A 23,239-nucleotide genomic window follows, 5' to 3' on the forward strand; every position below is an offset into this window, starting at 1 on the left:
CGGGACGCGACCGATACGATGCTGCGGCCGCGTCCCGACACGACCGGCGGACCCGATCGCGGCGCCCCGGGTCCGCGCACCGGAGACTCCCATGGCCGTCGGCCTCGCCGCCCTGCTCGACGACATCGCCGCGTTCGCCAAGCTTGCGGCCGCCTCCATCGACGACGTCGGGGCGGCCGCGGGCCGCGCCAGCGCCAAGGCGACGGGCGTCGTCATCGACGACACCGCCGTCACCCCGCGCTACGTCGAGGGCCTCGCCGCGAAGCGCGAGCTGCCCGTCATCAAGCGCATCGCCGTCGGCTCGCTGCGGAACAAGCTGCTCTTCATCCTCCCGGCGATCCTCCTGCTGAGCGAGTTCCTGCCCTTCCTGCTCACGCCGCTCCTCATGCTGGGCGGGACGTACCTCGCGTTCGAGGGTGCGGAGAAGGTGTGGGAGCTGGTCTCCGGCAAGCACCACGCCGAGGTCGCGGACAAGGCGGAGAAGAAGGCCGTCGACGAGGACACCGTCGTGTCGAGCGCCGTCCGTACCGACTTCATCCTCAGCGCCGAGATCATGGTCATCGCGCTCAACGAGGTGGCGTCGGAGGGGTTCTGGTCGCGCCTGATCATCCTCGTCGTCGTGGCGTTCCTCATCACCGGCGTGGTCTACGGGATCGTGGCGCTCATCGTGAAGATGGACGACGTCGGCCTTCACCTCGCCGGGCGGCGGACCGGATGGGTCCAGTCCTTCGGGCGCGGCCTCGTGGGCGCGATGCCCAAGGTCATGGCGGTCATCTCGTTCGTCGGCATCATCGCGATGCTGTGGGTCGGCGGGCACATCCTGCTGCAGGGGGCCAACGACCTCGGCTGGCACGCGCCGTACGAACTGCTCCACCACCTCGAGGACGGCGTCGTCGGGGTGCCCGGCATCGGCGGCGTCCTCGCGTGGTTCGTCGACACCCTCGGGTCGGCGATCATCGGCATCGTCGTCGGCGGGATCGTCGTCGCCGTCCTGCACCTGATCCCCCGCCGCAAGCACACCGCACCGGCGGCGACCGAGGAGCCGGCCCCCGAGCAGGCACCCACCGAGGACTGACCGCCCGGCCCACGCTCCGCGTCGCTCACCAATCGCTGAGTGCATGAAATAGTCGCGGTCGGATCGATTCGACCGCGACTATTTCATGCACTCAGCGGGTGTCGGTGGGGGGTCGTAGCGTCGGGTCCATGAGTACATCGACGGGGATCCAGGTCGGGGTGGTCGGGAGTTTCGGCTCCGCCACGCAGGTGGTCGACATGGCGGTGGGGGCCGAGCAAGCAGGCTGGGACGGCTTCTTCTCGTGGGACGGCCTCAGCCTGCTGTCGATGCCGGTCGACACGTTCGACCCGTGGGCGATCCTCGCGGCCGCCGCCGTACGCACACAGCGGATCACGCTCGGCGCGATGGTGTTCGCGCTGCCGCGCCGCAAGCCGTGGGAGGTCGTGCGGCAGACGCTGACGGTCGACCACCTCTCCGGCGGGCGTCTCGTCCTGCCCGTAGGTGTGGGCGTGCTCGACGACGGCGGCTTCTCCGCCGTCCCCGGCCAGCCCCAGGCCCTGCGCGAGCGCGCCGAGCTGCTCGACGACGCCCTCGCCTACCTCGACCGCGCCTGGTCAGGCGAGCCGTTCAGCTTCACCGGCACCCACGTCGAGACGGGCGAGATGCTGTTCCTCCCCCGCCCGGTCGAGCGTGCGGCCGTCGACCACCGCATCCCGGTCTGGCCGGTCGGCGTCTGGGACGCCGAGCGCCCACCGCTGCGCTCGCTCGACCGCACGCTGCGCGCCGACGGGATCGTCCTCCAGCTCCGCGGGGACCGCGGCTTCGACGTCCCCACGCCCGACGACGTCTCCGCCCTGGTCGCGTGGCTCGCCACCCGCCGCGCAGAGCTGGGCATCGACGCGACGCGCCCGTTCGACGTCGTCGTCCAGGGCGAGCTCCCGACCGACCGACCAGCAGCGCAAGACCAGCTCGCCGGCCTCGCCGACGCGGGCGCCACCTGGTGGGTCGAGTCCCGCTGGAACCCCGACACCGCGACACCCGAGTCACTGCTCGAAGCGATCCACGCCGGACCCCCGCGCCCCTGACGGCGCACGCCCTGGTTCGGCGAGAACCCCGGCGAGCCGGACGCTCGGGGCACGGACCGCCGTCGTCTCCGTTGAACCAGTCACCCCGTCGCGACGGCGAGACGGACGACCACGACGAGGAGCGCCGTCGACCCGATCATCACGACCGACGTGTCGGTGACACGACCACGGGCGGGTGCTGGGGAGGTGGCGACGGGTCGTGGTGGGCCTGGCGGGAGCAGGGCGAGGGACGAGCCCTGCGGATGGTAGACCCGTCGCCACCTCCCCAGGGCCCGCCCCCAAGCCGTAGAACCTCTCAGCCGACGGGGCGAGCCGCCTCGATCTCGACCTTCGGCAGCGTCTTCGCCGGCAGCGTCTTCGGCCGCCACGACGCACGTGTCGCCTCGAACGCGGAGATCTCGTCGGCGTGCTTGAGGGTCAGGCCGATGTCGTCGAGACCCTCCATGAGGCGCCAGCGCGTGTAGTCGTCGATCTGGAACGGCACGGTGATGTCCTGCGCGGAGGCGGTGCGTGCGACGAGGTCGACGGTCACCTCGGTGCCGGGGTTGGTCTCGAGGATCTTCCAGAGGAGCTCGATGTCCTCCTGCGCGACGATGCCGGCGACGAGGCCCTGCTTGCCGGAGTTGCCGCGGAAGATGTCCGCGAAGCGCGACGCGAGGACGACGCGGAAGCCGTAGTCCTTGAGCGCCCACACGGCGTGCTCGCGCGACGAGCCGGTGCCGAAGTCGGGGCCGGCGACGAGCACGGAGCCGGTGCGGTACGCGTCCTGGTTGAGGACGAACGTGGGGTCGCCGCGCCACGCCGCGAACAGCGCGTCCTCGAACCCGGTGCGCGTGACGCGCTTGAGGTAGACGGCGGGGATGATCTGGTCGGTGTCGACGTTGCTGCGGCGCAGCGGGACGCCGACGCCGGTGTGGGTCGTGAACTTCTCCATGGCAGGAACCTCTTCGAGTCTTCGGGGGCGACGGGGCGGGCGTGCGCTCAGCGCGGTGCTGTCGTTCAGACCTGCACGAGGACGCGCGGGTCGAGCGGCGCGAGCGGGGTGCCGTCGAAGGACGTGATGTCGGTGCCCTCGGGCAGGTCGAGGTCGCTGAGCGACGACAGCGTTCCCCGGAGCGCGGTGGCGGCGGCGACGAGCGGGGACACGAGGTGCGTGCGCCCGCCCTTGCCCTGGCGACCCTCGAAGTTGCGGTTCGAGGTCGACGCGGCACGCTCGCCCGGCTGGAGCTGGTCAGGGTTCATGCCGAGGCACATCGAGCAGCCGGCGTTGCGCCACTCGGCACCGAAGTCGAGGAAGATCTTGTCGAGCCCCTCGGCCTCGGCCTGGAGGCGCACGCGCGCGGAGGCCGGGACGACGAGCACGCGGACGCTGTCGGCCTTCCGCTTGCCCTGGACGACCTTGGCGACCGAACGCAGGTCCTCGATGCGGCCGTTGGTGCACGACCCGATGAAGACCGTGTCGACCGGGATCTCGCGCAACGGCTGGCCGGGCACCAGGCCCATGTACTCGATGGCGCGCTCGGCGGCGACGCGCTCGTTCTCGTCGGCGATCTGCTCGGGGACGGGCACGGTCGCCGAGATGGGCAGGCCCTGGCCGGGGTTGGTCCCCCACGTGACGAACGGCTCGAGGTCGGACGCCTGGAGCGTGACCTCGGTGTCGAAGACGGCGTCGTCGTCCGAGCGCAGCGTGCGCCAGTACTCGACGGCGGCGTCCCAGTCGGCGCCCTCGGGCGCGTGCGGGCGGCCCTTGAGGTACTCGAACGTCGTGTCGTCCGGAGCGATCATGCCCGCGCGCGCACCGGCCTCGATCGACATGTTGCAGATCGTCATCCGCGCCTCCATGGAGAGCGTGCGGATGGCCTCGCCGCGGTACTCCAGGACGTAGCCCTGGCCACCGCCGGTACCGATCTTGGCGATGATCGCGAGGATGATGTCCTTGCTCGTGGCGCCCGGCGGGAGCTCGCCGTCGACGTTGATCGCCATGGTCTTGAACGGCGCGAGCGGCAGGGTCTGCGTGGCGAGGACGTGCTCGACCTCGGACGTGCCGATGCCGAACGCGAGCGCGCCGAACGCGCCGTGCGTCGAGGTGTGCGAGTCGCCGCATACCACCGTCAGGCCGGGCATCGTCAGGCCGAGCTGCGGCCCGACCTGGTGCACGATGCCCTGGTCGGCGTCACCGAGCGAGTGGATCCGGACGCCGAACTCGCGCGCGTTGTCACGCAGCGTGTCGATCTGGGTGCGGCTCGTGAGGTCCGCGATCGGCAGGTCGATGTCGAGCGTCGGGGTGTTGTGGTCCTCGGTCGCGATGGTGAGGTCAGGGCGGCGGACCGGACGGCCCGCGAGCCGCAGGCCCTCGAACGCCTGGGGGCTGGTGACCTCGTGCACGAGGTGGAGGTCGATGTAGAGGAGGTCGGGCGACCCGTCGGTGCCTCGCCGCACCAGGTGCGCGTCCCAGACCTTCTCTGCCAGCGTGCCGGCCATGTTGCTCATCTCCTCGTCGTCTGTCACGGCACCTCCGCGGGGGCACGGCGGGCCGTCTGGGTCGATCGTCCGTCCTCCGGCGCCCCGTCGGGGAGAACGTCCAGCGGGTGGAACATCCGTGCCGGACCTGCATCTCAGCTCCGGCTTGCATCTCAGAGCATGAGACGTCAATATCGACCTATGGACAATACTAGCGGAGTCGGCGTGCTGGACAAGGCGGCCTCCGTCCTGGGCGCCCTGGAGTCCGGACCGGCCACCCTGGCCCAGCTCGTCACGGCCACGGGCCTCGCCCGTCCGACGGCGCACCGCCTCGCCGTCGCGCTCGAGCACCACCGCATGGTCGCGCGTGACATGCAGGGCCGGTTCGTGCTCGGCCCGCGGCTCAACGAGCTTGCCACCGCCGCCGGTGAGGACCGCCTGCTGGCCGCCGCGAACCCGGTGCTCACCGCGCTGCGCGACCACACGGGCGAGAGCGCCCAGCTCTACCGCCGCCAGGGCGACCACCGCATCTGCGTCGCCGCGGCCGAGCGGCCGGTCGGCCTGCGTGACTCCATCCCGGTGGGCGCGACCCTCACGATGAACGCGGGCTCCGCCGCCCAGATCCTGCTCGCCTGGGAGGAGCCCGACCGGCTCCACCGCGGGCTGCGCGAGGCCGTCTTCACGGCGACCATCCTCTCCGGTGTCCGACGCCGCGGCTGGGCCCAGTCCGTCTCCGAGCGCGAGCTGGGGGTCGCCTCGGTCTCGGCGCCCGTGCGCGGGCCGTCCGGGCGCGTCGTCGCCGCCGTCTCCATCTCGGGCCCGGTCGAGCGCCTGAGCCGCCAGCCCGGTCGCCTGCACTCCGGGTCGGTCGTCGCTGCCGCGAACCGTCTCACCGAGGTGCTGCGCCGCGCCGGCGAGTGATCGACGCCGTCCCGTCCGGGCGGTCCTCGGCGCGCCGCGGGCGCAAACGGGACGGGCACTGTCAAAATGACACGGTCTGCTGCCATGCTGTGCGTGCTGAACGACCCGTGCGGCCTGGCGTGCGCAGGGGGCGCTCGTCCTGACCGACCTCAGAACCGCGAGGAGTCCCGATGCATCCCAAGGCGAAGATGATCCTGATCTGGGTCCTGGTGATCTTCGTCGTCTACGCGGTGATCAAGAGCCCCGACCGCGCGGCCGACATCGTCGAAGGCATCTGGGACGTCATCCTCGGCGCCTTCCGCTCCATCGGGCAGTTCTTCAACTCGCTCCTGGACTGACCGTGGCTCTCGGCGGCCCCCGGAGCAGGATCCTCGAACGCTACGTGCTGAGCGGTGAACGGGTCGTGATCGCGACGCGGCACCACTGGGGGATGCTCGTCGAGCCGGTGGCCACGACCGTGGCCGGAGCCCTGGTCATCGGGTGGCTCGTCGCGCAGGCCGGTCCCGCGGTCGGCGACGGCGTCCTCGTCCTGTGGTGGCTCTGGCTGATCCTCGCCGCGCGGCTGGTGTGGAAGGTCTTCGAGTGGCGCAACGAGTGGTTCGTCGCCACGGACAAGCGGCTCCTCCTGCTCTACGGGCTGATCACGCACAAGGTCGCGATGATGCCGCTCACCAAGGTCACCGACATGAACTACGGGCGGTCGCTGCTCGGGCGGTTCCTCGGCTACGGCCAGTTCCTGCTCGAGTCGGCGGGCCAGGACCAGGCGCTGCGCCAGATCGACTGGGTGTCTCGCCCCGACGCGACGTACCGCAAGCTCTGCGACACGCTCTTCGGCCAGGGCGGGGCGTCCGGGCGGCCCGGCTTCCCTCCATCGGCGCCGGCTGGCATCCCGCAGCAACCACCCGTCTCGGTCGCCCCGGCCACGCCGGCGGCCGACGCACCTCGACGCCCCGCCGAGCCCTCGCCTGTCCCACCCGCTCCGGCGTGGGACGGGCGCACGCCGTCCGACGTCGCGCCGGCACCGCCCGTGCCGCCCGCACCCGCCCGCGGTGACGAACCGGTAGTGGTCGTCCCCGGTCGAGCCGAACGTGCCGCCGGGAAGTCGAGCGGGCCGACCCAGCCCATCGAGGTGAGCGGCCGCAAGGATGCCGGGCATCACGGGGCGGGGCACTACCCGGCAGTGCGCCACGACGACGACGAGCGTGGCTGGGCCGTGTCCGGCGAGCACCGCGCGACGTACGTGCCGGTGGTCCACCCCCGTCCGATCGCGACCCCGGTCCCCAAGCCGTACGAGCCGGGCCCGGGGCGCGACGAGGCCCCCTGACGAGACACGCCGGCGAGCCGCGCCGACGAGCAGGGAACGACCAGACGGAACGACGAAGGCCCGGTCACCGTGTGGTGACCGGGCCTTCCTCTGTACCCCCAACGGGATTTGAACCCGTGTTACCGCCGTGAGAGGGCGACGTCCTAGGCCGCTAGACGATGGGGGCCTGTGGAGCTCTGGTCCGTTGCCGGGCCGTTTCTCCGGTGAGAACTCTACCTCATGCTCGGCGCGGTTCTGACCGCTCGTTGCAAGAGCCGGAGCTCTTCGCTGGGGTACCAGGACTCGAACCTAGACTAAGTGAACCAGAATCACTCGTGCTGCCAATTACACCATACCCCATGGGGGTAGGACCGCCGTCGTGGAGGGGGTCGATCGGACCGGAATTCACCGGTCCCCTGACTCCCTCTTGTGGAGGTCTCACCGGGCGAGAACATTACCGGACGTCGGGACCGAGACCAAATGCGCCGCTCGCGGACCCGCTGGTCAGCCTCGCCCTTCGACCGCCGCCCGTCCGGCCGCTCGGACCATCCGGGTAGGTCCATCCCGTAGGTCCATCCCGTAGGACCATCGTCCGGCACGGCCCCTCGACGGACCGGGTCTCGTCTGGCAGCGTCGTGACCATGGCTCCCGCACACGCTCCGGACCCGGGCTCCCGCACCGACTTCGCCGCCTCCGTCGAGGACGGTGGTCCGGCGTCCGTCCGCGAGAGCGTCACGGGTGACGACGTCCGCGTCGCCGCCCGCTGGCTCGTGGATCGGCTCGTCGCCCACCCGACTGACGCCTTCGACGCCCAGGCGGGCCCGGTGCGGTGGTCGTGCTGGACCACCGCCGAGCACGTCGTCGACGACCTGCTGGCGTACGCGATGCAGCTCGCGGCGCTCCCCCGGCTCGCCTACGTCCCGCTCGTCGGCCCTCGGGGCGAGGACGAGATCGCGCACGTCGACCGCGCGTCCGGCACGCCCGGGCTCGCCGAGGCCCTCGTCGGTGGTGCCGAGCTCCTGGCTTCGCTCGCGGAGACCCGCCCCGACCATGTCCGCGCGTACCATCCGTACGGCCTCGCGGACCCCGAGGGCTTCGCCGCGATGGGCGCCGTCGAGGTCCTCGTGCACGGGCACGACGTGCTCCTCGGGCTCACGGGCGAGCACACGCCGTTCCCCGAGGGCCTCGCGGCGCGCGTGCTCGCACGCCTCTTCCCGGGGGCGTCTCCGCTCCCCGGCGAGGACCCCGACCTCGTCCTGCTCTGGGCGACGGGGCGCGGCGCGCTCGAGGGTCGCGAGCGCCTCACGCGCTGGCGCTGGGACGCGACCGTGCTCTGAGGGGGCTACCACGACCGAGGCGCTCACCGGGCCCTACGGCCACCCCGACGACGCCGCTGCAGCGGCCGCGATGCGCCGCGCGGGCGCCGAGAGCGCCGTCCCGTCCTTCCAGACCATGCGCAGCCTGCGGTCGAGCTCGAGCCCCGGGACCGCGACCCGCACGAGCGCCCCGCGCGCCACGTCGTCCGCGACGGCGAGGCTGGAGAGCACCGCGACGGCGCCGCCGTGCTGCACGGCCGTCTTGAGCGCCGCGGTCGAGCCGAGGTAGGGCAGATGGTCGGGCAGTCGCTCGTCGAGCGCGGCCAGCCCCCGCTCGAGCGTCTCGCGCGTCCCGGAGCCGCGCTCGCGCACGACCAGCCCTCCGGCGAGCAGCTCGTCGACGCGCAGCGCGCTGCGGCGCGCCCACCGGTGGCCGGGGCCGACGACGACGACGAGCCGGTCGTGCGCGACGGTCCGGCTCCGCAGCCCGCGACGCAGGGTCGCGCTCTCGACGAACCCCAGCTCGACGCCGCCGTCGAGGACGAGGTCCGTCACCTCGCGGGAGTTGCGCACCACGAGCTCGACGTCGGGCGCTCCCCCGGCACCGGGCTCGGTGAGCGCGAGCCGCGCCAGCCAGCGCGGCGCGAGATACTCGGCGACGGTCAGGCTCGCCGCGACCCGGACCCGCGTCGTGGGCGCCTCCCGGAGGGACACGACGGAGGTCTCGAAGCGGTCGGAGGCCTCGATGACCTCACGTGCCCACGCCGCGGTCGCGCGACCCGTCTCCGTGAGGCGGGCGCCGCGCGTCGTGCGCTCGAGCAGGTCCAGCCCGAGGCGCCGCTCGAGCGCCCGCAGACCGGCCGACGCCGTCGGCTGGGAGACACCGAGAGCGCGCGCCGCTGCACTGATCGACCCGTGCGAGTCGGTCGCGACGAGCAGGGCGAGCGCACCGAGCGAGGTGCGGTCCCGTGACGGAGAGGGCATAGGCCCAGCCTATGGCTTGTGAAGCACCTCGTCCTTCCGCGCGCGCCCGCCGACCTTCAGGCTCGAGAGCATGGCCCGTCCCTTGCGCCCGCTCGTCCCCGGGCTCGTCCTCGTCGCCGCGGCGACGGCGGTGGTCCTCCTCGGCGCCCGGGCCGTGCCGACGGTCTCCCCGCTCGTCGTCGCGCTCGTGCTCGGGGCGCTGGTGGCGCCCGCGCTGGCCCGCGTCGCCGCGACGCGTCGAGCCGCACCGGCTGTGGCCGCGACCCGACCCGGGATCGCCTGGACGTCGCGCACGGTCCTGCGTACCGGCGTCGTGCTGCTGGGGTTCCAGCTCTCGCTGCCGGAGGTGCTCGCGCTCGGTTGGCGCGGCCTCGTGGTCGTGACCGTCACCCTGGCCGTGACGTTCGCCGGCACGCTCGCGATCGGACGGGCGCTGCGCGTCCCGCGGGTCACGACGCTGCTCGTCGCGACCGGGTTCTCCGTGTGCGGCGCGGCGGCGATCTCGGCGATGCAGGGGGTCGTGTCGCGGCCCGGCCGGTCGCCGGGCCAGGTCCGGGAGGGCGACGACGGCGTCGCGGCGTCCCTCGCGCTCGTCACCGTCTACGGGACCCTGGCGATCGTCGCCCTGCCCTGGCTCGCGTCGACGCTCGGACTCGCCGACGACCAGGCCGGGCTCTGGATCGGCGCGAGCGTCCAGGAGGTCGCCCAGGTCGTCACGGCCGCCGGGACCATCTCGGACCCGGCGCTCGCGACCGCGACCGTCGCCAAGCTCGCACGGGTCGCGCTGCTGGCGCCGCTCGTCATGGTGGTCGGGGTCGTCGTCGCCCGTGGTGCCCGACGCGCGGTCCGGGGCCCGGCCGAGGAGGGGTCACCTGCGGAGCGTGATGCGGACGGGACGGGGAGCCTGGCAGCCGCGCCCGCACCGCGTGTCGCCCCGGTGCCGTGGTTCGTCGTCGGGTTCGTGCTCGCCGTGGCCCTGCGCAGCCTCGGCGTGGTGCCGGCGCCCGTGCTCGCCGTGCTCGCGACCGCGACGACGGTCGCGTTCGTCGCCGCGATGTTCGCGCTCGGGCTGGGTGTCGACGTCCCCTACCTGCTACGGACCGGGCGCCGCGCCCTGGTCCTCGGCGGCCTGTCGGCGCTCCTCGTCACCACGACGGCCCTCGTCGGCGTCCTGCTCCTCACCTGATCACCACCGTGCCGCGCGAGCTGCCCGCCCGGTGGCTCGGCGAGGTAGAACCCTGGTCACGCGAGGTAGAACCCTGGTCATGACCAGGGTTCTATCTCGGCGGACCGGGGTTCTACCTCGGCGTGGGGGCCTCGACGTGGGTCGCCGCCGGGACGCCGAGCGTCGCGGGGAGGTCCGCCAGGCCGTGGACCACGCGCACGCCCGACGCGCGGGCCGCCGCCGGGTCCTCGGGGTGCGGGCCGCCGCGGCGCGTGCCGGGGCGGTCGAGCCAGACGCCGACGAGGCCGGCCGCGAGCGCGGCGCGCGCGTTGACGTCGAGCTCGTCGCCGACGTAGGCCGTGCGGGCCGGGTCCGTGCCGAGCAGTCGGCACGCCTCCGCGAACACGCGCGGGTCGGGCTTGCCGAACCCGAGGGTGTCCACGCCGACGAGCAGCGGGACGTCGGGCAGGCCCGCCGCGGCGAGCTTGCGCGTCTGCAGCTCCACCCGGGCGTTCGTCAGCGACCCGACCTTCACCCCCGCGGCGGCGAGCGCGTCGACGGCCGGCCGCGCGTCGTCGAAACCCGTCCACGACGCTTCGAACGTGCCCCAGAAGAGGTCTTTCCAGTCCACGTACGCGGCGTCGTCGAGCGGCTCGCCGCCGAACGTCGCCTGGAGCTCGTTGGCGCGCGCCATGCGCTGCGCGTCGAAGTCGACCTCGCCGCGCGTGTACGCGCGGTAGTGGCCGTTGGGGTCGGAGCGCCACAGCGCGAGGACCTCGTCGTACCGCTCCTCGGGCAGGTGCGGCAGCCAGACGCGCGACGACGCCGCGATCGCCTCGGCGAACGCCGCGCGCGTGTCGACGAGCGTGTCGTCGACGTCGAACAGGACGCCCTCGATCGGCGCGGGGGCCGCCGCCGTCACAGCGCGTCCCGCAGGCGCACGAGGCGCTCCAGCGTCGAGCCCTTGCCGAGCAGCTCCATCGACTCGAAGAGCGGCGGGGAGACCCGGCGGCCCGTGAGCGCGACGCGCAGCGGCGTGAACGCGAAGCGCGGCTTGACGCCCATGCCCTCGACGATCGCGTCGCGCAGACGCTCCTCGATCGCGGCGGTGACGAACTCACCGTCCTGCAGCACGTCGAGCGCAGTGATCGCGGCCGTGAGGATCTCCTTCGCGTCGTCGCGCAGGGCGCCGCGCGCGTCGTCCTCGACCACGAGCGCGTCGTCGGCCGTGAAGAGGAAGCCGAGCATCCCGACCGACTCCCCGAGCAGGACCATGCGCTCCTGGACGAGCGGCGCGGCCGCCGTGAGGATCTCCTGGTTGCGCGGCGACAGGTCGGCGAACGAGTCCGCCGGGACGAGGCCGCCCGCGTGCAGGTACGGGACGAGCCGGTCGCGGAAGTCCTCGGGCGCGAGCAGGCGCACGTGCGTCGCGTTGATCGCCTCGGCCTTCTTGAGGTCGAAGCGCGCGGGGTTCGGCAGGACGTCGTGGACGTCGAACGCCTCGACCATCTCAGTGACGGAGAAGATGTCGTTGTCCGGCGAGATGGACCAGCCGAGCAGCGCCAGGTAGTTGAGCAGGCCCTCGGGCGTGAATCCGCGCTCGCGGTGCAGGAACAGGTTCGACTCGGGGTCGCGCTTGGAGAGCTTCTTGTTGCCCTCGCCCATGACGTACGGCAGGTGGCCGAACTCCGGCATCACCTGCGCGACGCCGATCTCCAGCAGCGCCCGGTACAGCGCGATCTGGCGCGGCGTGGAGGACAGCAGGTCCTCCCCGCGCAAGACGTGGGTGATGCCCATGAGCGCGTCGTCGACCGGGTTGACGAGCGTGTAGAGCGGCTGACCGTTCGCGCGCACGAGCGCGTAGTCCGGCACCGAGCCCGCCTTGAACGTGATCTCGCCGCGCACGAGGTCGGTGAAGGTGATGTCCTCGTCGGGCATCCGCAGGCGCAGGACGGGCTCGCGGCCCTCGGCGCGGAACGCGGCCTTCTGCTCGTCGGTGAGGGTGCGGTCGAAGTTGTCGTACCCCTTGGTCTTGATCCCAGCCGCGGCGTTGCGCGCGTCGGACTCCTCCGGGGTCGAGAACGACTCGTACACGTACCCGCCCTCGACGAGCCGCGCGACGACGTCCTGGTAGAGGTCCGCGCGCTGCGACTGCCGGTACGGCGCGTGCGGGCCGCCCACCTCGACGCCCTCGTCCCAGTCGAGCCCGAGCCAGCGCAGCGCGTCGAGGAGCTGCTGGTAGCTCTCCTCGCTGTCGCGCGCGGCGTCGGTGTCCTCGATGCGGAAGACGAACGTGCCGCCCACGTGCCGCGCGTACGCCCAGTTGAACAGCGCGGTGCGGATGAGACCGACGTGCGGCGTCCCGGTCGGGGACGGGCAGAAGCGGACGCGGACGGGCGAGGAACCAGGTGCGGGGATCACGGCCCCAGCCTAGTTGCCCGACGGCGCCCGCCACCGTGCGCGGACGGCGACGTGGACGATGCCGAGCACCGTTCCGACGACAGCGCCGACGGGGGCCACCATCACGATCCCGAGCATCGCGGTGCCCGCCGCGCTCACGGGCTCGGCCCCGCCCGCGATCGTCACGACGAGTGCCTGCAGCGCGACGAGGATGCTCGGCACCGCAGCGCACGCCGCCATCCATCGGACGACGGTGCGGAACGGTCCCGGCGGCATCGTCAGCCCCGCCGCACGACCGGGTTGCTCAGGACGCCGAGCCCCTCGACCTCGCACTGGACGCGGTCGCCCGCGTCCATCAGGCCGACGCCGGCGGGCGTCCCGGTGAGGATGACGTCGCCGGGCAGGAGGGTCATCGCCTCGGAGATGTACGACACGAGGAACGGGATGTCGAAGATCATGTCGCTCGTGCGGCCGTCCTGCTTGACCTCGCCGTTGACGCGGCTGCGGACGCCGATGTCCTCGGGGTTGAGGTCGGTGTCGATCCACGGGCCGAGCGGGCACGAGGAGTCGAAGCCCTTGGCGCGGGCCCACTGCCCGTCGGTGCGCTGCGCGTCGCGCGCGGTGACGTCGTTCGCGACGGTGTAGCCGAGCACGTAGCCCGGCGCGGCCTCGGGCGTGACGTCCTTGGCGAGCCGCCCGATGACGACGGCGAGCTCGGCCTCGTACGAGACCTCCTGCGTGAAGTCGGGCAGGACGATGGGGTCGTCCGGGCCGACGACGGACGTGTTCGGCTTGAGGAACAGCAGCGGGCTCGACGGGACGTCGTTGCCCATCTCCTTCGCATGGTCGGCGTAGTTGCGGCCGACGGCGACGATCTTGGAGCGCGGGATCACCGGCGCGAGCAGGCGCACCCCGTCGCCCAGCTCGATCCGCTCGCCCGTCGGCGTGACGGGCATGTACAGCGGGTCACCCGTGAGGACCGCGAGGTACGTGCGGTCCCCCTCCGTCTGGACGAGGGCGTAGCGGGGGTCGTCTCCGGTGGTGAATCTCGCGATGCGCACGGGCTCAGGCTATCCGCACCACGCCCGCGCGACCGCCCGGGCTCAGGCCCGGGCGAGCACCTCGCCGTTGAGCACCGCGAACCAGCCCGCGGGCTCCTCGGCCCAGCGCAGCCAGTCCTGCGCGAGCTGCTCGAGCGCGACGTCGTCCGCGAGCGCCGACTCCTTGGCCTGGACGGCGAAGTTCGACGCGACGCAGCGCTCCGCCCAGAGCCCGCCCCACCAGGTGCGGTCCTGGGGCGTCGCGTAGCACCAGGTGCTCGCGGTCGGGACGATCCCGGCAGGGTCGAACCCGGCCTCCTGGACCCAGGCGAAGAGTCGACGGCCGGCGTCGGCCTCGAAGCCGTAGGCGTGCGTGACCTCGTGATAGAGCGTGTTCCACTCGGTCAGGCCCGGGGACTCGGGGTACCAGGTCATGGCGGCGTAGTCGGCGTCGCGCACGGCGATCAGGCCACCGGGCTTCGCGACGCGCCGCATCTCGCGCAGAGCCGCGATCGGGTCGGACAGGTGCTGCAGGAGCTGGTGGGCGTAGACGACGTCGAACGTGCCGTCCGCGAACGGGAGCTCGTAGGCGTTGGCCTGCTGGAACGCGATGTTCCCGGTCTTGCGCTGGGCGGCGAGCTCGCGCGCGCTGTCGAGCACGGTGGCGGACGCGTCGACGCCGACGACCCGTCCGGCGGGAACGCGCTCGGCGAGGTCGACGGTGACCGTGGCCGGGCCGCACCCCACGTCGAGGATGCTCATGCCCTCGAGGAGGTGCGGCAGGAGGAAGCCCGCGGAGTTCTCGGCGGTGCGCCACCGGTGGGAGCGCAGCACCGACTCGTGGTGCCCGTGCGTGTACGACTCGGACTCGTGCGAGGGGTCGCTGCCCGCCCCGGTGGGGGCGTCGCGGTGGTCGGCGGCCACGTCCGCGCCGTGAGGAGTTTCCGTCATACCCGCACCGTAGGCCGGACGTGCACCGTTCTCGACCCCGTTCTCACACTCTGGTCGTCGTGGTCGTGCACCGGGCGCAGCCGTGCGGACGCGACGAGGAACGGCGTGGCGCGAGGGTGCCGAACGGCACCCGACGGCGGACAATCCCCCCATGACGGCCGCCACCGGCACGACGACCTCCCCGCGCCGCGGATTCGCACGACGCCACGCCGCGCTCCTGCTCGGCGGGCCGAGTCGCGTGGCGGGCGTCGACATCGCGCGCGGCATCGCCGTCCTCGGCATGTTCACGGCGCACGTCGGGTACACGTCCGACGACTTCGGCGAGGTCGCCGGCTGGCTCTCGTTGTCCCACGGTCGGTCGTCGATCCTCTTCGCGCTCGTGGCGGGCGTGTCGCTCGCGATCGTCTCGGGCGGCCGGACGCCGGTCGACGGGCTGCCCGCTCTGCAGGTCCGCACGCGCATCCTGGTCCGGGCGGTCATGCTCCTGGGACTGGTCGCGCTGCTCGACCTGCTCGGCACGCGCGTCCTGCTCATCCTGGGCTTCTACGCCGCCTTCTTCGTCCTTGCGCTGCCGTTCCTGCACTGGCGCCCCCGCGACCTCGTCCTGCTCGCGGCGGGGATCGCGGTCGTGGGCCCGGTCCTCGCCTACTGGGGGTCCGAGGCGTTGGCACGCGGCGGACTGCGTCTGCCCGAGGACGGCTCGGGTGCGTTCACCGACTTCCTCCTCTCCGGCCACTACCCCGCGATCGTGTGGATGGCGTACGTGCTCGTCGGGATCGCGATCGGGCGCTGCGACCTGTCCTCGACGCCCGTCCGGGTCGTGCTCGTGAGCGGCGGCCTGCTCGCCGCGGTGATCGGGTACGGCGTCTCGTCCGCCGTCGTCGACCCGCTCGGTGGGCCGCAGGCGGTCGAGGAGGCGGCCGCGGCGTGGTCGAGCACGTACCGACCGGACCCGCCCGGGTGGGACGCCCCATGGCCGACGAGCGCCTACCTCTGGCTCGCCGGCCCGCACACGGACACGCTGCCCGAGGTGGTCGGGTCCGGCGGTTTCGCCGTCGCCGTCCTGGGGCTGTGCCTGTTCGTCGGCCGCGTGGGCCGGTGGGTGCTCGCTCCCGTCGCCGCCGTCGGCGCGATGGCCCTGTCGGTGTACTCGGCGCAGATCGTCGTCCTGTGGTCGTGGGGCGACGAGGCCTTCGAGCAGACGACGAACGGCCCGCTCCTGGCTCTCGTCCTCGCGACGCTCGCCGTCGCCACGGCGTGGCGCTGGGCGTTCGGGCGGGGCCCGCTCGAGCGCCTCTTCGCGTCCGTCGCCGCGCGTGCGTCGAGCGTCACGACGGCGCCGCGCGGCTTCCCCGGCAGTGCGCCGGCCGGGGTGCGACCCACCGCCCGGGACGACGGCGTCGCCCCACCCGCGGGAGGGGACGCGCCGTCGTAGGGTCGGCCCCATGACGACTTCCTCCGCCACCCACGACGCCCCCGCACTGCGCCGGCTCGGCCGCTCCGGCCTCGCCGTGTCCGCCGTCGGGCTGGGGTGCAACAACTTCGGCCGCCCGCAGACGGTGACCGAGACGCTCGAGGGGACGCGCGCCGTCGTCGACGCGGCGATCGACGCCGGGGTGACGTTCTTCGACACGGCCGACACGTACGGCGGGCGCCCGGGGCTGAGCGAGGAGCTGCTCGGGCAGGCGCTGGGGTCGCGGCGCGACGACGTGGTGGTCGCGACCAAGTTCGGCATGTCGATGCGCGGGACGGCAGGAGAGGACTTCGGCGCGCGCGGCTCACGGCGCTACGTCGTGCGCGCGGTCGAGGACTCGCTCCGGCGTCTCGGCACCGACCGCATCGACCTGTACCAGTTCCACACGCCGGACCCGCTGACCCCGATCGACGAGACGCTCGCGGCGCTCGACGACCTCGTGCGCGCCGGCAAGGTCCTCTACGTGGGGCACTCGAACCGCGCGGGCTGGCAGATCGCGGAGGCGGAGCTCACCGCCCGCGCGGGCGGCACGGTCCGTTTCGTGTCCGCACAGAACCAGTACAACCTCGTCGACCGCGCCGCCGAGCGCGAGGTGCTGCCCGCCGCCGCCGCGTACGGGCTCGGGGTCCTGCCCTACTTCCCCCTCGCCAACGGCCTCCTCACGGGCAAGTACGCGCACGGCGCGCGGCCCGACGACGGCCGCCTCGTCCGCTCCAAGCCGCACCTTCTCGAGACCGCACCGTGGGAGGCGCTCGCGCGGCTCGGCGCGTTCTGCCAGGTGCGCCAGATCTCAGAGGTGCAGGTCGCGTTCGGCTGGCTGCTCTCGCGGCCGCAGGTGTCGAGCGTCATCGCGGGTGCGACCAAGCCCGAGCAGGTCAGCCAGAACGCTGCCGCCGGGGCATGGACCCCCACGACGGAAGATCTCGCCGAGCTCGACGAGATCTTCCCGCCCGCCGGAAAGGTCGCTCCCTTCTGATCTCGGAGCGCTCGTACGGCGCCGCCGTCCTACCGTGGAGGCATGGCCACGTGGGAGGACGTCGAGCGGATCGTCACCGTGCTTCCGGACACGGCGGCGAAGGGGCCGCGACAGTGGACGGTGCACGGCAAGTTGTTCGTCTGGGAGCGGCCGCTGCGCGCGAAGGACCGTGCCGAGCTCGGTGACGCCGCGCCGGCGGAGGACCCGGTCGCGTTCTGGGTGACCGACGAGGGAGAGAAGGCGGCGCTGCTCGAGGACGACCCCGCCGCGTTCTTCACGACGTCCCACTTCGACGGGTACGCGATCGTCCTCGGGCGCCTCGACAGCGTCCCCGTGCCCGAGCTCGAGGAGCTCGTGCAGGACGCGTGGCTCGCCCGCGCGCCGAAGCGGCTCGCGAAGGACTACCTCGAGCGCACGGAGTGACACGCCGTCGCGGCGTACCGGTCGAGGATCTGTCATCCGAGCGCCGCGAGCACTCCGGAGGAGAAGACCGAGTCGTGGAGCTCGATGCTGACCGGTGCGCGATCGAGAGGCACGTCGAAGACGACGCGCGGCGAGATGGAGTTCCCAGGGTTCACCGGCTCGGCCCATCCCTGCGCGTCGTCACCGAGATAGACACCTGCCACGTCATCGGCCGAGTACTCCTGCCCCTGGGCGTTCAAGGCGTACTGGTTGCTCCCGAAGAACGTCTGCGCGGAGTCGCCCACGTTCGTGACCGTCAGCGACACGATGCAGTACTGGCCCTGCGGAGTTTCGAAAAGGTAGTCGTCGCCTACGCGCATGACCCCGCACTCCATCCCCCCGACGACGAACTCGAAGTCACCGTCGCGCACAGGGGTGCCGAGCGCCGGGAGGGTGGGGGCGACCGGCTCCTCGACCGGGGCCTCCTGCGCAGCTGACGGGTCCTGCGCCGGGACGTCGACCTCCTCGGGAGCCGCGACGTCCGCCTCGGGAGCCGCGATCTCACCGGGCTCCGCGGTGTCGACCCAGGTGACGTCGGCAGGCTGCATCGCGGCGTAGGCGACGGTCGACACGATCGACCCGAGCCCCGCGGCCAGGCCGAGGCACAGACCTGCGACCGCGAGCCCGGTCCCCCGGGGCACCCGGCCCGCCCGGAAGAGTCCAGCGATCCCCAGCCCGACGGCCACGAGGGCGAGGAGCCCCGCGACCAGGTTGATCACCGGCACGAGGCACAGGGACAGCGCCACGATCCCGACGACCAGGGCGGCGACGGCTGCGCCGTTGCCGGCCGGAGGTCGCGGTGGCGGCCCGCCTGCCGACGTGTACCCCGTCCCGTACGAGGGCGCCGACGGGCGCTCCACCTGGGGCGGCCACGTGGGGCCCGGTTGCTCGGGCACGCGTGCGGCCGGACCGTGCGCGCTCGGCGATGGCGGGGCGAAGGAGCTCGGGCCCTGCGCGCCCTGGTCTCTCCACGTCGGGTGGCTCACATCGTTCTCCGGTCTCGTACCTCGCTGGCCCGACGTCTCACCGGGTCAGGTCCTGCTGGGGATCAGTAGGCGCTGGCGCGCGTGACCTCGAACGTCGCGGTCGTCATCGCGTCGAGGTTCGCCGCGTCGATGTAGTCGAAGACCTCGACGGTCTCGGACGCGCCGGGGTCCAGGGTCTCCGTGTAGGCGAAGTCGGACTCGATCACGGTGCCGTCGGATGCCACGGCGTCGATGTCGAGGTCGAAGGTGAGCGGCTCGTCGGACGTGTTCGTGAGCGTGACCGGCAGCGACGACTCGACCCAGTCGTACTCGTCGACCGTGCCCAAGAACGCGCCGAACTCGACGCCGAGGTCGTTGGCGAGGATGTCGTCCGTCGCGTCGCCGGACATGCGGTCGGCCTCGTCCTCCCACTCCGAGGCGTCCTGCTCGAGCTCGGCGAGCGACTGCTCGTACTCGGAGGTGGCGTTGTTGGCGGCCACGAAGATCACGACCCACATGACGATCGTCACGACGATCGCGAGCGCGCCCAGGATGATCGCGCTGATCGAGAAGCCCTTGCCCGTCTTGCCCTTCTTCACCTGCAGCAGGCCGACGATGCCGAGCACGAGACCGGCGAGGCCGAGCACCGCGCAGAAGAAGTTCACGCCCGGGATCCAGCTCCCGAGGAAGCCGAGGATCGCCAGGACGAAGCCGACGATCGCGAGCGTGTTCGTCGACGACGGCCCGGGCGCGCCGTAGGCGGGGTACCCGCCGTAGGGAGCGCCGTACGGCGGCTGCTGGGTGGGGTCGGCGCCGTAGGGGTGGGCATACCCCTGCTGCTGGTTCGGGTCAGCGCCGTAGGGCTGGGCGTACCCCTGCTGCTGGTCACCGGCGTACGGCTGGCCGTAGCCCTGCTGCGGCTCGGCGGCGTGCGGCTGGCCGTACCCCTGCTGCTGCTCGGCGCCGTATGCCGGGGCGTACGACGACGCGGGCGCGCCGTAGGGCTGGGTCGACGGGTCGCCCTGGGGCTCCGCCTGCGGGGCGTACGCGCCCTGCTGGGCCGGGTCCGGGCGACCCGCGCTGTAGGGGTCGAACTGGTACGGGTCGTGCGGGCCGGTGGGCGGCTGCGTCATGGTGCTCCTCCGCGGCCTCGCCGCGACTCGGGACTGACTCGGGAATGGCTCGGGGTAACCCGGGGACCTGACCGTGCCGGGTCTTCACAGCACGTTCACGCGCCCATTCTTGCGGGTGCGACCGACATCGGGGAAAACGTCCACAGGAGCGAGATCCGTCGTGCCGACCAGGCTGCGGCCTCTCGTACCCTGGAACGGTGCCCGCTCCCCCGACCGTCACCCTGACCGCGCGGCCGACGTCCGCCGTCGGGCCGGTCGTGCTCGGCGCGGACGAGTGGCTCGCACTGGAGCATGCCCACGCCGAGCGGGCGGACGCGTTCACCGCGGGGTGGCGGCAGCGCAAGCCGCTCGGCGAGAAGCACGCGATCGAGGACTTCCTCTTCACCTACTACCCGACCCGCCCGGCACACCTGCGTCGCTGGCACCCGGGGCCGGGCGTCGTGCTCGGCCCCCCGTACGAGGAGCGCGCCACGTGGCGCTGGTACCGCCGGACGGGCGACGGGCTGACCCTCGACACCGACGCGTTCCTCGCGGACCGCGGCGACGCCGTGCGCCACCTGCACGGACTGCTCGCGGCGACGGCGTCGCGCGCGGGACGGTTCGGCTGCTTCGGCCTGCACGAGTGGGCGATGGTCTACCGCGACCGTGCGGCGGGCCGTGACCAACGGCACCCGCTGCCCCTGCGCCTCGGGCACGAGGGCACCGACCAGGTCGTCGAGACCCACCCCGTGCAGTGCTCCCACTTCGACGCGTTCCGGTTCTTCACGCCCGAGGCCGGTCCGCTCAACCGGCTCCAGCCCTCGCGTGAGACCCAGCCCGCGATGGAGCAGCCCGGCTGCCTGCACGCGACGATGGACCTCTACAAGTGGGCGCTCAAGCTCACTCCGGCCGTCCCGGGCGACCTCGTGCTCGACTGCTTCGAGCTCGCGCGCGACGTGCGTGTCGTCGACATGCAGGCGTCGCCGTACGACGTCTCCTCCTACGGGCTCGAGCCCGTCGCGATCGAGACGCCCGAGGGCAAGGCCGAGTACGTGCGCCACCAGCGGGCGTTCGCCGAGCGCGGCGCGACGCTGCGCGAGCGCCTGATCGACGTGTGCGAGGCGCTCCTCGGCGCACCCCTCAGTGCGACAGCATCCCGCTGACCAGGCAGCGCCAGGTGACGGGGCCGACGACGCCGTCCACGAGCACCTCGGGGAAACCTGCGTGCAGCGCGTCCTGGAAGCCGCGCACCCAGGCCTCGGTCCTGGGCCCGAACTGCCCGTCGACGACGAGCACCGGCTCGGGCCGGCCCGACAGGTCGCGTGCGACGGCCTCGCGCTGCACGGCCCGCACGGCCTCCCCGACGCTCCCGCGCCGCACGACCACGACGAGCGCAGCCCACGTCGCCGGCCCGGCGACGCCGTCGACGTCGAGGCCGGACGCGTCCTGGAAGGCGCGCACCGCGCCCTCGGTGAGCGGCCCGAGCACCCCGTCGACGACGAGGTCGTGGCCGCGGTGCCGCAGCAGGTGCTGGAGCGTCTGGACCGGGTGCCCGTTCGCGCCGCGGCGCACGCGCGGCCACGGCGGCAGTGTCGTCAGGACGGTGGTCATCGTCGTTCCCTCCCGTGGCCACGGGCCCGGCGGGTCGTCCGCCGTGGAGCACCCGCGCCCCGTCCGGAGAGAGCGCGCCGACCCGGCCCGTAATACATCGCGAGCTCGCTCGGGCAGCGTGCAAGGATCGCTCGCGTGAGCCGCGCCCTGACCATCGCCGAGATCCCGACCGGCCCCGTCACCGTCCCGGAGGCGATCCGCGCGCTCGCGGGGGACGACGTCGTCACCCCCGTGTGGCGCAACGTGCTCGGGGGCCTGACGTTCCGCCTCGAGTCGGCGGACGCCGGGACCCGGTACGCCAAGTGGGTGCCCGCCGGCACCCCGGAGCTCGACCTGCCGGGCGAGGCCGAGCGCCTCGCGTGGGTCGGCGACCGCTCCCCGGTGCCGCGTGTCCTCGAGCAGGGTGCGGACGACGACGGCGCGTGGCTCGTCACCCGGGCCGTGCCCGGACGCTCGGCGGTCGAGGCCCGCTGGGCGGGCGACCCCGAGGTCGCGGCGACCTCGATCGGCCGCGGGCTCCGCACGCTGCACGAGGCGCTGCCGGTCGAGTCGTGTCCCTTCACGTGGTCGGTCGACGACCGGGTGGCGAACGCCGACGTCCGGCTCGCGCGCGGCGACGGTCCCGCGCAGTGGTTCCCCGAGCACCGCGGCCTGGGTACCGCGCGGGCACGCGCCCTGCTCGACGACGCGCCCGCCGTCGACCGCCTCGTCGTGTGCCACGGCGACGCGTGCGTGCCCAACACGCTGCTGCACGACGACGGCACGTTCGCCGCGCACGTCGACCTCGGCTCGCTCGGGGTCGCCGACCGGTGGGCCGACCTCGCCGTCGCGGCCTGGAGCACGGAGTGGAACTACGGTCCCGGGTACGACGGCCACGTCTACGCGGGCTACGGCATCGACCCCGACCCCGACCCCGAGCGCATCGCGTACTACCGCCTCCTCTGGGACCTCTCCTGACCACCCCCACCCGCTGAGTGCATGAAATAGTCGCGGTCGAATCGATGCGACCGCGACTATTTCATGCACTCACGATGAGGCGTGGTGGGCGGCGGGTGCGCGGTCGAGGAACGTGCTCACCGCGGTGATGAGCCCGGCCGGCCGGACGTGCAGCACGGACAACTGGGATGGCATGAAGTCGACCCAGATCGGGCCGCTCACGATCACGATCACGATCACGGACGCGGACGCGGACTCACCCTCCCGCCGGACGCGGCGGACGCGACCGTCACGACCACGGAGCGACCTCACGCCGGTGCACGTGGGCGTGGCGAGCTTCCCGAGCTGAGAGCTCGGCCTACCTGCGCGGTTGGTGGGCCGGCACGCCCTGCTCGGCCTGCTCCGCCGTCTGCGCGACACGCCGCGCCCGGGTGTCGGCACGGCGCGCCTCGACGATCCATCCCAGGATCGCGCGCCGCGCCCCGGGCGTGAAGGCGTCGAAGCGCTCGCGCGCCCCGGGCCGCTCGGCGAGCGCCTGGGCGAGGTCGTCGGGCACGACGAGCGCCTCGGCGTCGTCGTGCCGGGTCCAGGACCCGTCGGCCTTCGCCGCGTCGACGACGGCGCGACCGGCCGCGGTCATGCGCCCGTCGGCCTCGATCCGCGCCACGCGCTCCTTGCTGAGCCGGGTCCAGCGGCTGCCCACCCGGCGCCGCGTGAACCACAGCGCGTGCCGCTCGTCGTCGACCGTGGACGCCTGCCCGTCGATCCAGCCGTAGGAGAGCGCCTCCTCGATCCACGGCTCGTAGCCGTACGTGTCCCGGCCGCTCTCCCGGCGCCACGTCACGAGCCAGACGCCGGGTTCGGCGTCGTCGTGGTGCTCGGCCAGCCACGCGCGCCACGACCCTGGCGTCTCGGCGTGGAACGCGGGCCGTCCCTGGTACTCGTCGTTCACGTGCCCTCCGTCGTCGGTCGAGGCTCCAGCGTGCCCGTTCAGTGCCCAGGGGCGCCAGGGTGGTGACCCGGGAGGCCTGCCCGCTTTCCTGGAGCAGCCTCCCGGGTCGGC

General features: G+C 73.0%; 25 protein-coding genes and 2 tRNA genes. 13 read left to right on the forward strand and 14 right to left on the reverse strand.

All coding sequences use genetic code 11. The features are described from left to right. The first annotated feature begins 91 nt into the window (after positions 1 to 91). Together AC4H2H_RS11210 and AC4H2H_RS11215 are read left to right on the forward strand one after the other, a co-directional pair. Positions 92 to 1,075, forward strand: a complete 984-nt coding sequence (locus AC4H2H_RS11210) for a DUF808 domain-containing protein (protein ID WP_494370892.1) — start codon at positions 92 to 94, stop codon at positions 1,073 to 1,075. Between the two features lie 128 nt (positions 1,076 to 1,203). Then, positions 1,204 to 2,100, forward strand: coding sequence for an LLM class flavin-dependent oxidoreductase (locus AC4H2H_RS11215; protein ID WP_494370893.1), 897 nt, complete (start codon positions 1,204 to 1,206; stop codon positions 2,098 to 2,100). Between the two features lie 295 nt (positions 2,101 to 2,395). On the opposite strand, the gene leuD is transcribed toward AC4H2H_RS11215, so the two are convergent. Both leuD and leuC read right to left on the reverse strand, forming a co-directional pair. Next, complete coding sequence (gene leuD, locus AC4H2H_RS11220) at positions 2,396 to 3,034, reverse strand: 3-isopropylmalate dehydratase small subunit (protein ID WP_494370894.1); 639 nt, start codon at positions 3,032 to 3,034, stop codon at positions 2,396 to 2,398. 65 nt (positions 3,035 to 3,099) lie between these two features. Then, the gene (gene leuC, locus AC4H2H_RS11225; protein WP_494370939.1) at positions 3,100 to 4,581 is read right to left on the reverse strand and encodes a 3-isopropylmalate dehydratase large subunit; all 1,482 of its coding nucleotides are present in this window, start codon (positions 4,579 to 4,581) and stop codon (positions 3,100 to 3,102) included. A 180-nt stretch (positions 4,582 to 4,761) separates the two neighbouring features. Here leuC and AC4H2H_RS11230 point away from each other — a divergent pair, with 180 nt between their 5' ends. From AC4H2H_RS11230 to AC4H2H_RS11240, 3 genes are all read left to right on the forward strand, one after another. Then, positions 4,762 to 5,481: an IclR family transcriptional regulator gene (locus AC4H2H_RS11230; protein ID WP_024840729.1), complete on the forward strand. Its 720-nt coding sequence runs from the start codon at positions 4,762 to 4,764 to the stop codon at positions 5,479 to 5,481. Positions 5,482 to 5,651: 170 nt separating this feature from the next. Further along, on the forward strand, positions 5,652 to 5,819 hold the full coding sequence (locus tag AC4H2H_RS11235; RefSeq protein WP_494370895.1) for a hypothetical protein: 168 nt from the start codon (positions 5,652 to 5,654) through the stop codon (positions 5,817 to 5,819). Positions 5,820 to 5,884: 65 nt separating this feature from the next. Continuing rightward, complete coding sequence (locus AC4H2H_RS11240; protein WP_494370896.1) at positions 5,885 to 6,805, forward strand: PH domain-containing protein; 921 nt, start codon at positions 5,885 to 5,887, stop codon at positions 6,803 to 6,805. A gap of 93 nt (positions 6,806 to 6,898) precedes the next feature. On the opposite strand, the gene AC4H2H_RS11245 is transcribed toward AC4H2H_RS11240, so the two are convergent. Together AC4H2H_RS11245 and AC4H2H_RS11250 are read right to left on the reverse strand one after the other, a co-directional pair. Further along, a tRNA-Glu gene (locus AC4H2H_RS11245) sits at positions 6,899 to 6,971 on the reverse strand. A 101-nt stretch (positions 6,972 to 7,072) separates the two neighbouring features. Then, positions 7,073 to 7,144: transfer RNA gene (locus tag AC4H2H_RS11250), tRNA-Gln, on the reverse strand. 281 nt (positions 7,145 to 7,425) lie between these two features. On the opposite strand from AC4H2H_RS11250, the gene AC4H2H_RS11255 reads away from it, so the two are divergent. Beyond that, positions 7,426 to 8,121: a hypothetical protein gene (locus tag AC4H2H_RS11255; RefSeq protein ID WP_494370897.1), complete on the forward strand. Its 696-nt coding sequence runs from the start codon at positions 7,426 to 7,428 to the stop codon at positions 8,119 to 8,121. A gap of 33 nt (positions 8,122 to 8,154) precedes the next feature. Here AC4H2H_RS11255 and AC4H2H_RS11260 read toward each other — a convergent pair whose 3' ends face one another. Next, positions 8,155 to 9,084, reverse strand: a complete 930-nt coding sequence (locus tag AC4H2H_RS11260; RefSeq protein ID WP_494370898.1) for a LysR family transcriptional regulator — start codon at positions 9,082 to 9,084, stop codon at positions 8,155 to 8,157. A 70-nt stretch (positions 9,085 to 9,154) separates the two neighbouring features. Here AC4H2H_RS11260 and AC4H2H_RS11265 point away from each other — a divergent pair, with 70 nt between their 5' ends. Then, the gene (locus AC4H2H_RS11265; RefSeq protein ID WP_494370899.1) at positions 9,155 to 10,270 is read left to right on the forward strand and encodes a YeiH family protein; all 1,116 of its coding nucleotides are present in this window, start codon (positions 9,155 to 9,157) and stop codon (positions 10,268 to 10,270) included. Between the two features lie 112 nt (positions 10,271 to 10,382). Here AC4H2H_RS11265 and AC4H2H_RS11270 read toward each other — a convergent pair whose 3' ends face one another. The 5 genes from AC4H2H_RS11270 to AC4H2H_RS11290 are packed head-to-tail and all read right to left on the reverse strand — an operon-like array spanning position 10,383 to position 14,640. Next, positions 10,383 to 11,171, reverse strand: coding sequence for an HAD family hydrolase (locus AC4H2H_RS11270; RefSeq protein ID WP_494370900.1), 789 nt, complete (start codon positions 11,169 to 11,171; stop codon positions 10,383 to 10,385). Beyond that, positions 11,168 to 12,670, reverse strand: coding sequence for a glutamate--tRNA ligase (gene gltX / locus AC4H2H_RS11275; RefSeq protein WP_494370901.1), 1,503 nt, complete (start codon positions 12,668 to 12,670; stop codon positions 11,168 to 11,170). Before gltX ends, AC4H2H_RS11270 begins: the two co-directional genes overlap by 4 nt. Positions 12,671 to 12,679: 9 nt before the next feature. After that, on the reverse strand, positions 12,680 to 12,925 hold the full coding sequence (locus AC4H2H_RS11280; RefSeq protein WP_494370902.1) for a hypothetical protein: 246 nt from the start codon (positions 12,923 to 12,925) through the stop codon (positions 12,680 to 12,682). A gap of 2 nt (positions 12,926 to 12,927) precedes the next feature. Beyond that, positions 12,928 to 13,710, reverse strand: a complete 783-nt coding sequence (locus AC4H2H_RS11285) for a fumarylacetoacetate hydrolase family protein (RefSeq protein ID WP_494370903.1) — start codon at positions 13,708 to 13,710, stop codon at positions 12,928 to 12,930. Positions 13,711 to 13,752: 42 nt separating this feature from the next. Next, positions 13,753 to 14,640, reverse strand: a complete 888-nt coding sequence (locus tag AC4H2H_RS11290) for a methyltransferase domain-containing protein (protein WP_494370904.1) — start codon at positions 14,638 to 14,640, stop codon at positions 13,753 to 13,755. 151 nt (positions 14,641 to 14,791) lie between these two features. Between AC4H2H_RS11290 and AC4H2H_RS11295 the strand changes: the two genes are divergently transcribed. The 3 genes from AC4H2H_RS11295 to AC4H2H_RS11305 are packed head-to-tail and all read left to right on the forward strand — an operon-like array spanning position 14,792 to position 17,513. Then, the gene (locus tag AC4H2H_RS11295) at positions 14,792 to 16,075 is read left to right on the forward strand and encodes a heparan-alpha-glucosaminide N-acetyltransferase domain-containing protein (RefSeq protein ID WP_494370905.1); all 1,284 of its coding nucleotides are present in this window, start codon (positions 14,792 to 14,794) and stop codon (positions 16,073 to 16,075) included. 10 nt (positions 16,076 to 16,085) lie between these two features. Continuing rightward, positions 16,086 to 17,090, forward strand: coding sequence for an aldo/keto reductase (locus AC4H2H_RS11300; RefSeq protein ID WP_494370906.1), 1,005 nt, complete (start codon positions 16,086 to 16,088; stop codon positions 17,088 to 17,090). A 42-nt stretch (positions 17,091 to 17,132) separates the two neighbouring features. Further along, a complete protein-coding gene (locus tag AC4H2H_RS11305; RefSeq protein ID WP_494370907.1) occupies positions 17,133 to 17,513 on the forward strand; it encodes an MmcQ/YjbR family DNA-binding protein in 381 nt (126 codons plus the stop codon). 32 nt (positions 17,514 to 17,545) lie between these two features. On the opposite strand, the gene AC4H2H_RS11310 is transcribed toward AC4H2H_RS11305, so the two are convergent. After that, positions 17,546 to 18,448 (reverse strand): DUF4190 domain-containing protein, encoded by a 903-nt coding sequence (locus AC4H2H_RS11310; protein WP_494370908.1) that lies wholly within the window; start codon positions 18,446 to 18,448, stop codon positions 17,546 to 17,548. Positions 18,449 to 18,600: 152 nt separating this feature from the next. After that, on the reverse strand, positions 18,601 to 19,650 hold the full coding sequence (locus tag AC4H2H_RS11315; RefSeq protein WP_494370909.1) for a DUF4190 domain-containing protein: 1,050 nt from the start codon (positions 19,648 to 19,650) through the stop codon (positions 18,601 to 18,603). Between the two features lie 197 nt (positions 19,651 to 19,847). On the opposite strand from AC4H2H_RS11315, the gene AC4H2H_RS11320 reads away from it, so the two are divergent. Further along, entirely contained in the window at positions 19,848 to 20,792 is a 945-nt protein-coding gene (locus AC4H2H_RS11320) for a 3-methyladenine DNA glycosylase (protein WP_494370910.1), read from the forward strand. Here the strand turns inward: AC4H2H_RS11320 and AC4H2H_RS11325 are convergent. Beyond that, positions 20,770 to 21,240, reverse strand: a complete 471-nt coding sequence (locus tag AC4H2H_RS11325) for a peptidoglycan-binding domain-containing protein (RefSeq protein ID WP_494370911.1) — start codon at positions 21,238 to 21,240, stop codon at positions 20,770 to 20,772. The two genes, AC4H2H_RS11320 and AC4H2H_RS11325, sit on opposite strands and share 23 nt — an antisense overlap. A gap of 135 nt (positions 21,241 to 21,375) precedes the next feature. On the opposite strand from AC4H2H_RS11325, the gene AC4H2H_RS11330 reads away from it, so the two are divergent. Both AC4H2H_RS11330 and AC4H2H_RS11335 read left to right on the forward strand, forming a co-directional pair. Then, complete coding sequence (locus AC4H2H_RS11330) at positions 21,376 to 22,197, forward strand: aminoglycoside 3'-phosphotransferase (RefSeq protein ID WP_494370912.1); 822 nt, start codon at positions 21,376 to 21,378, stop codon at positions 22,195 to 22,197. A gap of 172 nt (positions 22,198 to 22,369) precedes the next feature. Then, on the forward strand, positions 22,370 to 22,525 hold the full coding sequence (locus tag AC4H2H_RS11335) for a hypothetical protein (protein WP_494370913.1): 156 nt from the start codon (positions 22,370 to 22,372) through the stop codon (positions 22,523 to 22,525). A gap of 9 nt (positions 22,526 to 22,534) precedes the next feature. Here the strand turns inward: AC4H2H_RS11335 and AC4H2H_RS11340 are convergent, their stop codons facing one another. Then, positions 22,535 to 23,128, reverse strand: coding sequence for a YdeI/OmpD-associated family protein (locus AC4H2H_RS11340; protein ID WP_494370914.1), 594 nt, complete (start codon positions 23,126 to 23,128; stop codon positions 22,535 to 22,537). Positions 23,129 to 23,239: the final 111 nt, after the last annotated feature.

This window comes from Cellulosimicrobium sp. BMG9.22, assembly GCF_059159975.1.

Coding starts and splice junctions, on each gene's coding strand:
- AC4H2H_RS11230 (WP_024840729.1), top strand. CDS start 4,762: ATGGACAATACTAGCGGAGTCGGCGTGCTGGACAAGGCGGCCTCCGTC.
- AC4H2H_RS11215 (WP_494370893.1), top strand. CDS start 1,204: ATGAGTACATCGACGGGGATCCAGGTCGGGGTGGTCGGGAGTTTCGGC.
- AC4H2H_RS11290 (WP_494370904.1), bottom strand. CDS start 14,640: ATGACGGAAACTCCTCACGGCGCGGACGTGGCCGCCGACCACCGCGAC.
- AC4H2H_RS11315 (WP_494370909.1), bottom strand. CDS start 19,650: ATGACGCAGCCGCCCACCGGCCCGCACGACCCGTACCAGTTCGACCCC.
- AC4H2H_RS11210 (WP_494370892.1), top strand. CDS start 92: ATGGCCGTCGGCCTCGCCGCCCTGCTCGACGACATCGCCGCGTTCGCC.
- AC4H2H_RS11300 (WP_494370906.1), top strand. CDS start 16,086: ATGACGACTTCCTCCGCCACCCACGACGCCCCCGCACTGCGCCGGCTC.
- AC4H2H_RS11280 (WP_494370902.1), bottom strand. CDS start 12,925: ATGCCGCCGGGACCGTTCCGCACCGTCGTCCGATGGATGGCGGCGTGC.
- leuD (WP_494370894.1), bottom strand. CDS start 3,034: ATGGAGAAGTTCACGACCCACACCGGCGTCGGCGTCCCGCTGCGCCGC.
- AC4H2H_RS11295 (WP_494370905.1), top strand. CDS start 14,792: ATGACGGCCGCCACCGGCACGACGACCTCCCCGCGCCGCGGATTCGCA.
- AC4H2H_RS11255 (WP_494370897.1), top strand. CDS start 7,426: ATGGCTCCCGCACACGCTCCGGACCCGGGCTCCCGCACCGACTTCGCC.
- AC4H2H_RS11335 (WP_494370913.1), top strand. CDS start 22,370: ATGAAGTCGACCCAGATCGGGCCGCTCACGATCACGATCACGATCACG.
- AC4H2H_RS11325 (WP_494370911.1), bottom strand. CDS start 21,240: ATGACCACCGTCCTGACGACACTGCCGCCGTGGCCGCGCGTGCGCCGC.
- AC4H2H_RS11305 (WP_494370907.1), top strand. CDS start 17,133: ATGGCCACGTGGGAGGACGTCGAGCGGATCGTCACCGTGCTTCCGGAC.
- AC4H2H_RS11265 (WP_494370899.1), top strand. CDS start 9,155: ATGGCCCGTCCCTTGCGCCCGCTCGTCCCCGGGCTCGTCCTCGTCGCC.
- AC4H2H_RS11260 (WP_494370898.1), bottom strand. CDS start 9,084: ATGCCCTCTCCGTCACGGGACCGCACCTCGCTCGGTGCGCTCGCCCTG.
- AC4H2H_RS11235 (WP_494370895.1), top strand. CDS start 5,652: ATGCATCCCAAGGCGAAGATGATCCTGATCTGGGTCCTGGTGATCTTC.
- leuC (WP_494370939.1), bottom strand. CDS start 4,581: ATGGCCGGCACGCTGGCAGAGAAGGTCTGGGACGCGCACCTGGTGCGG.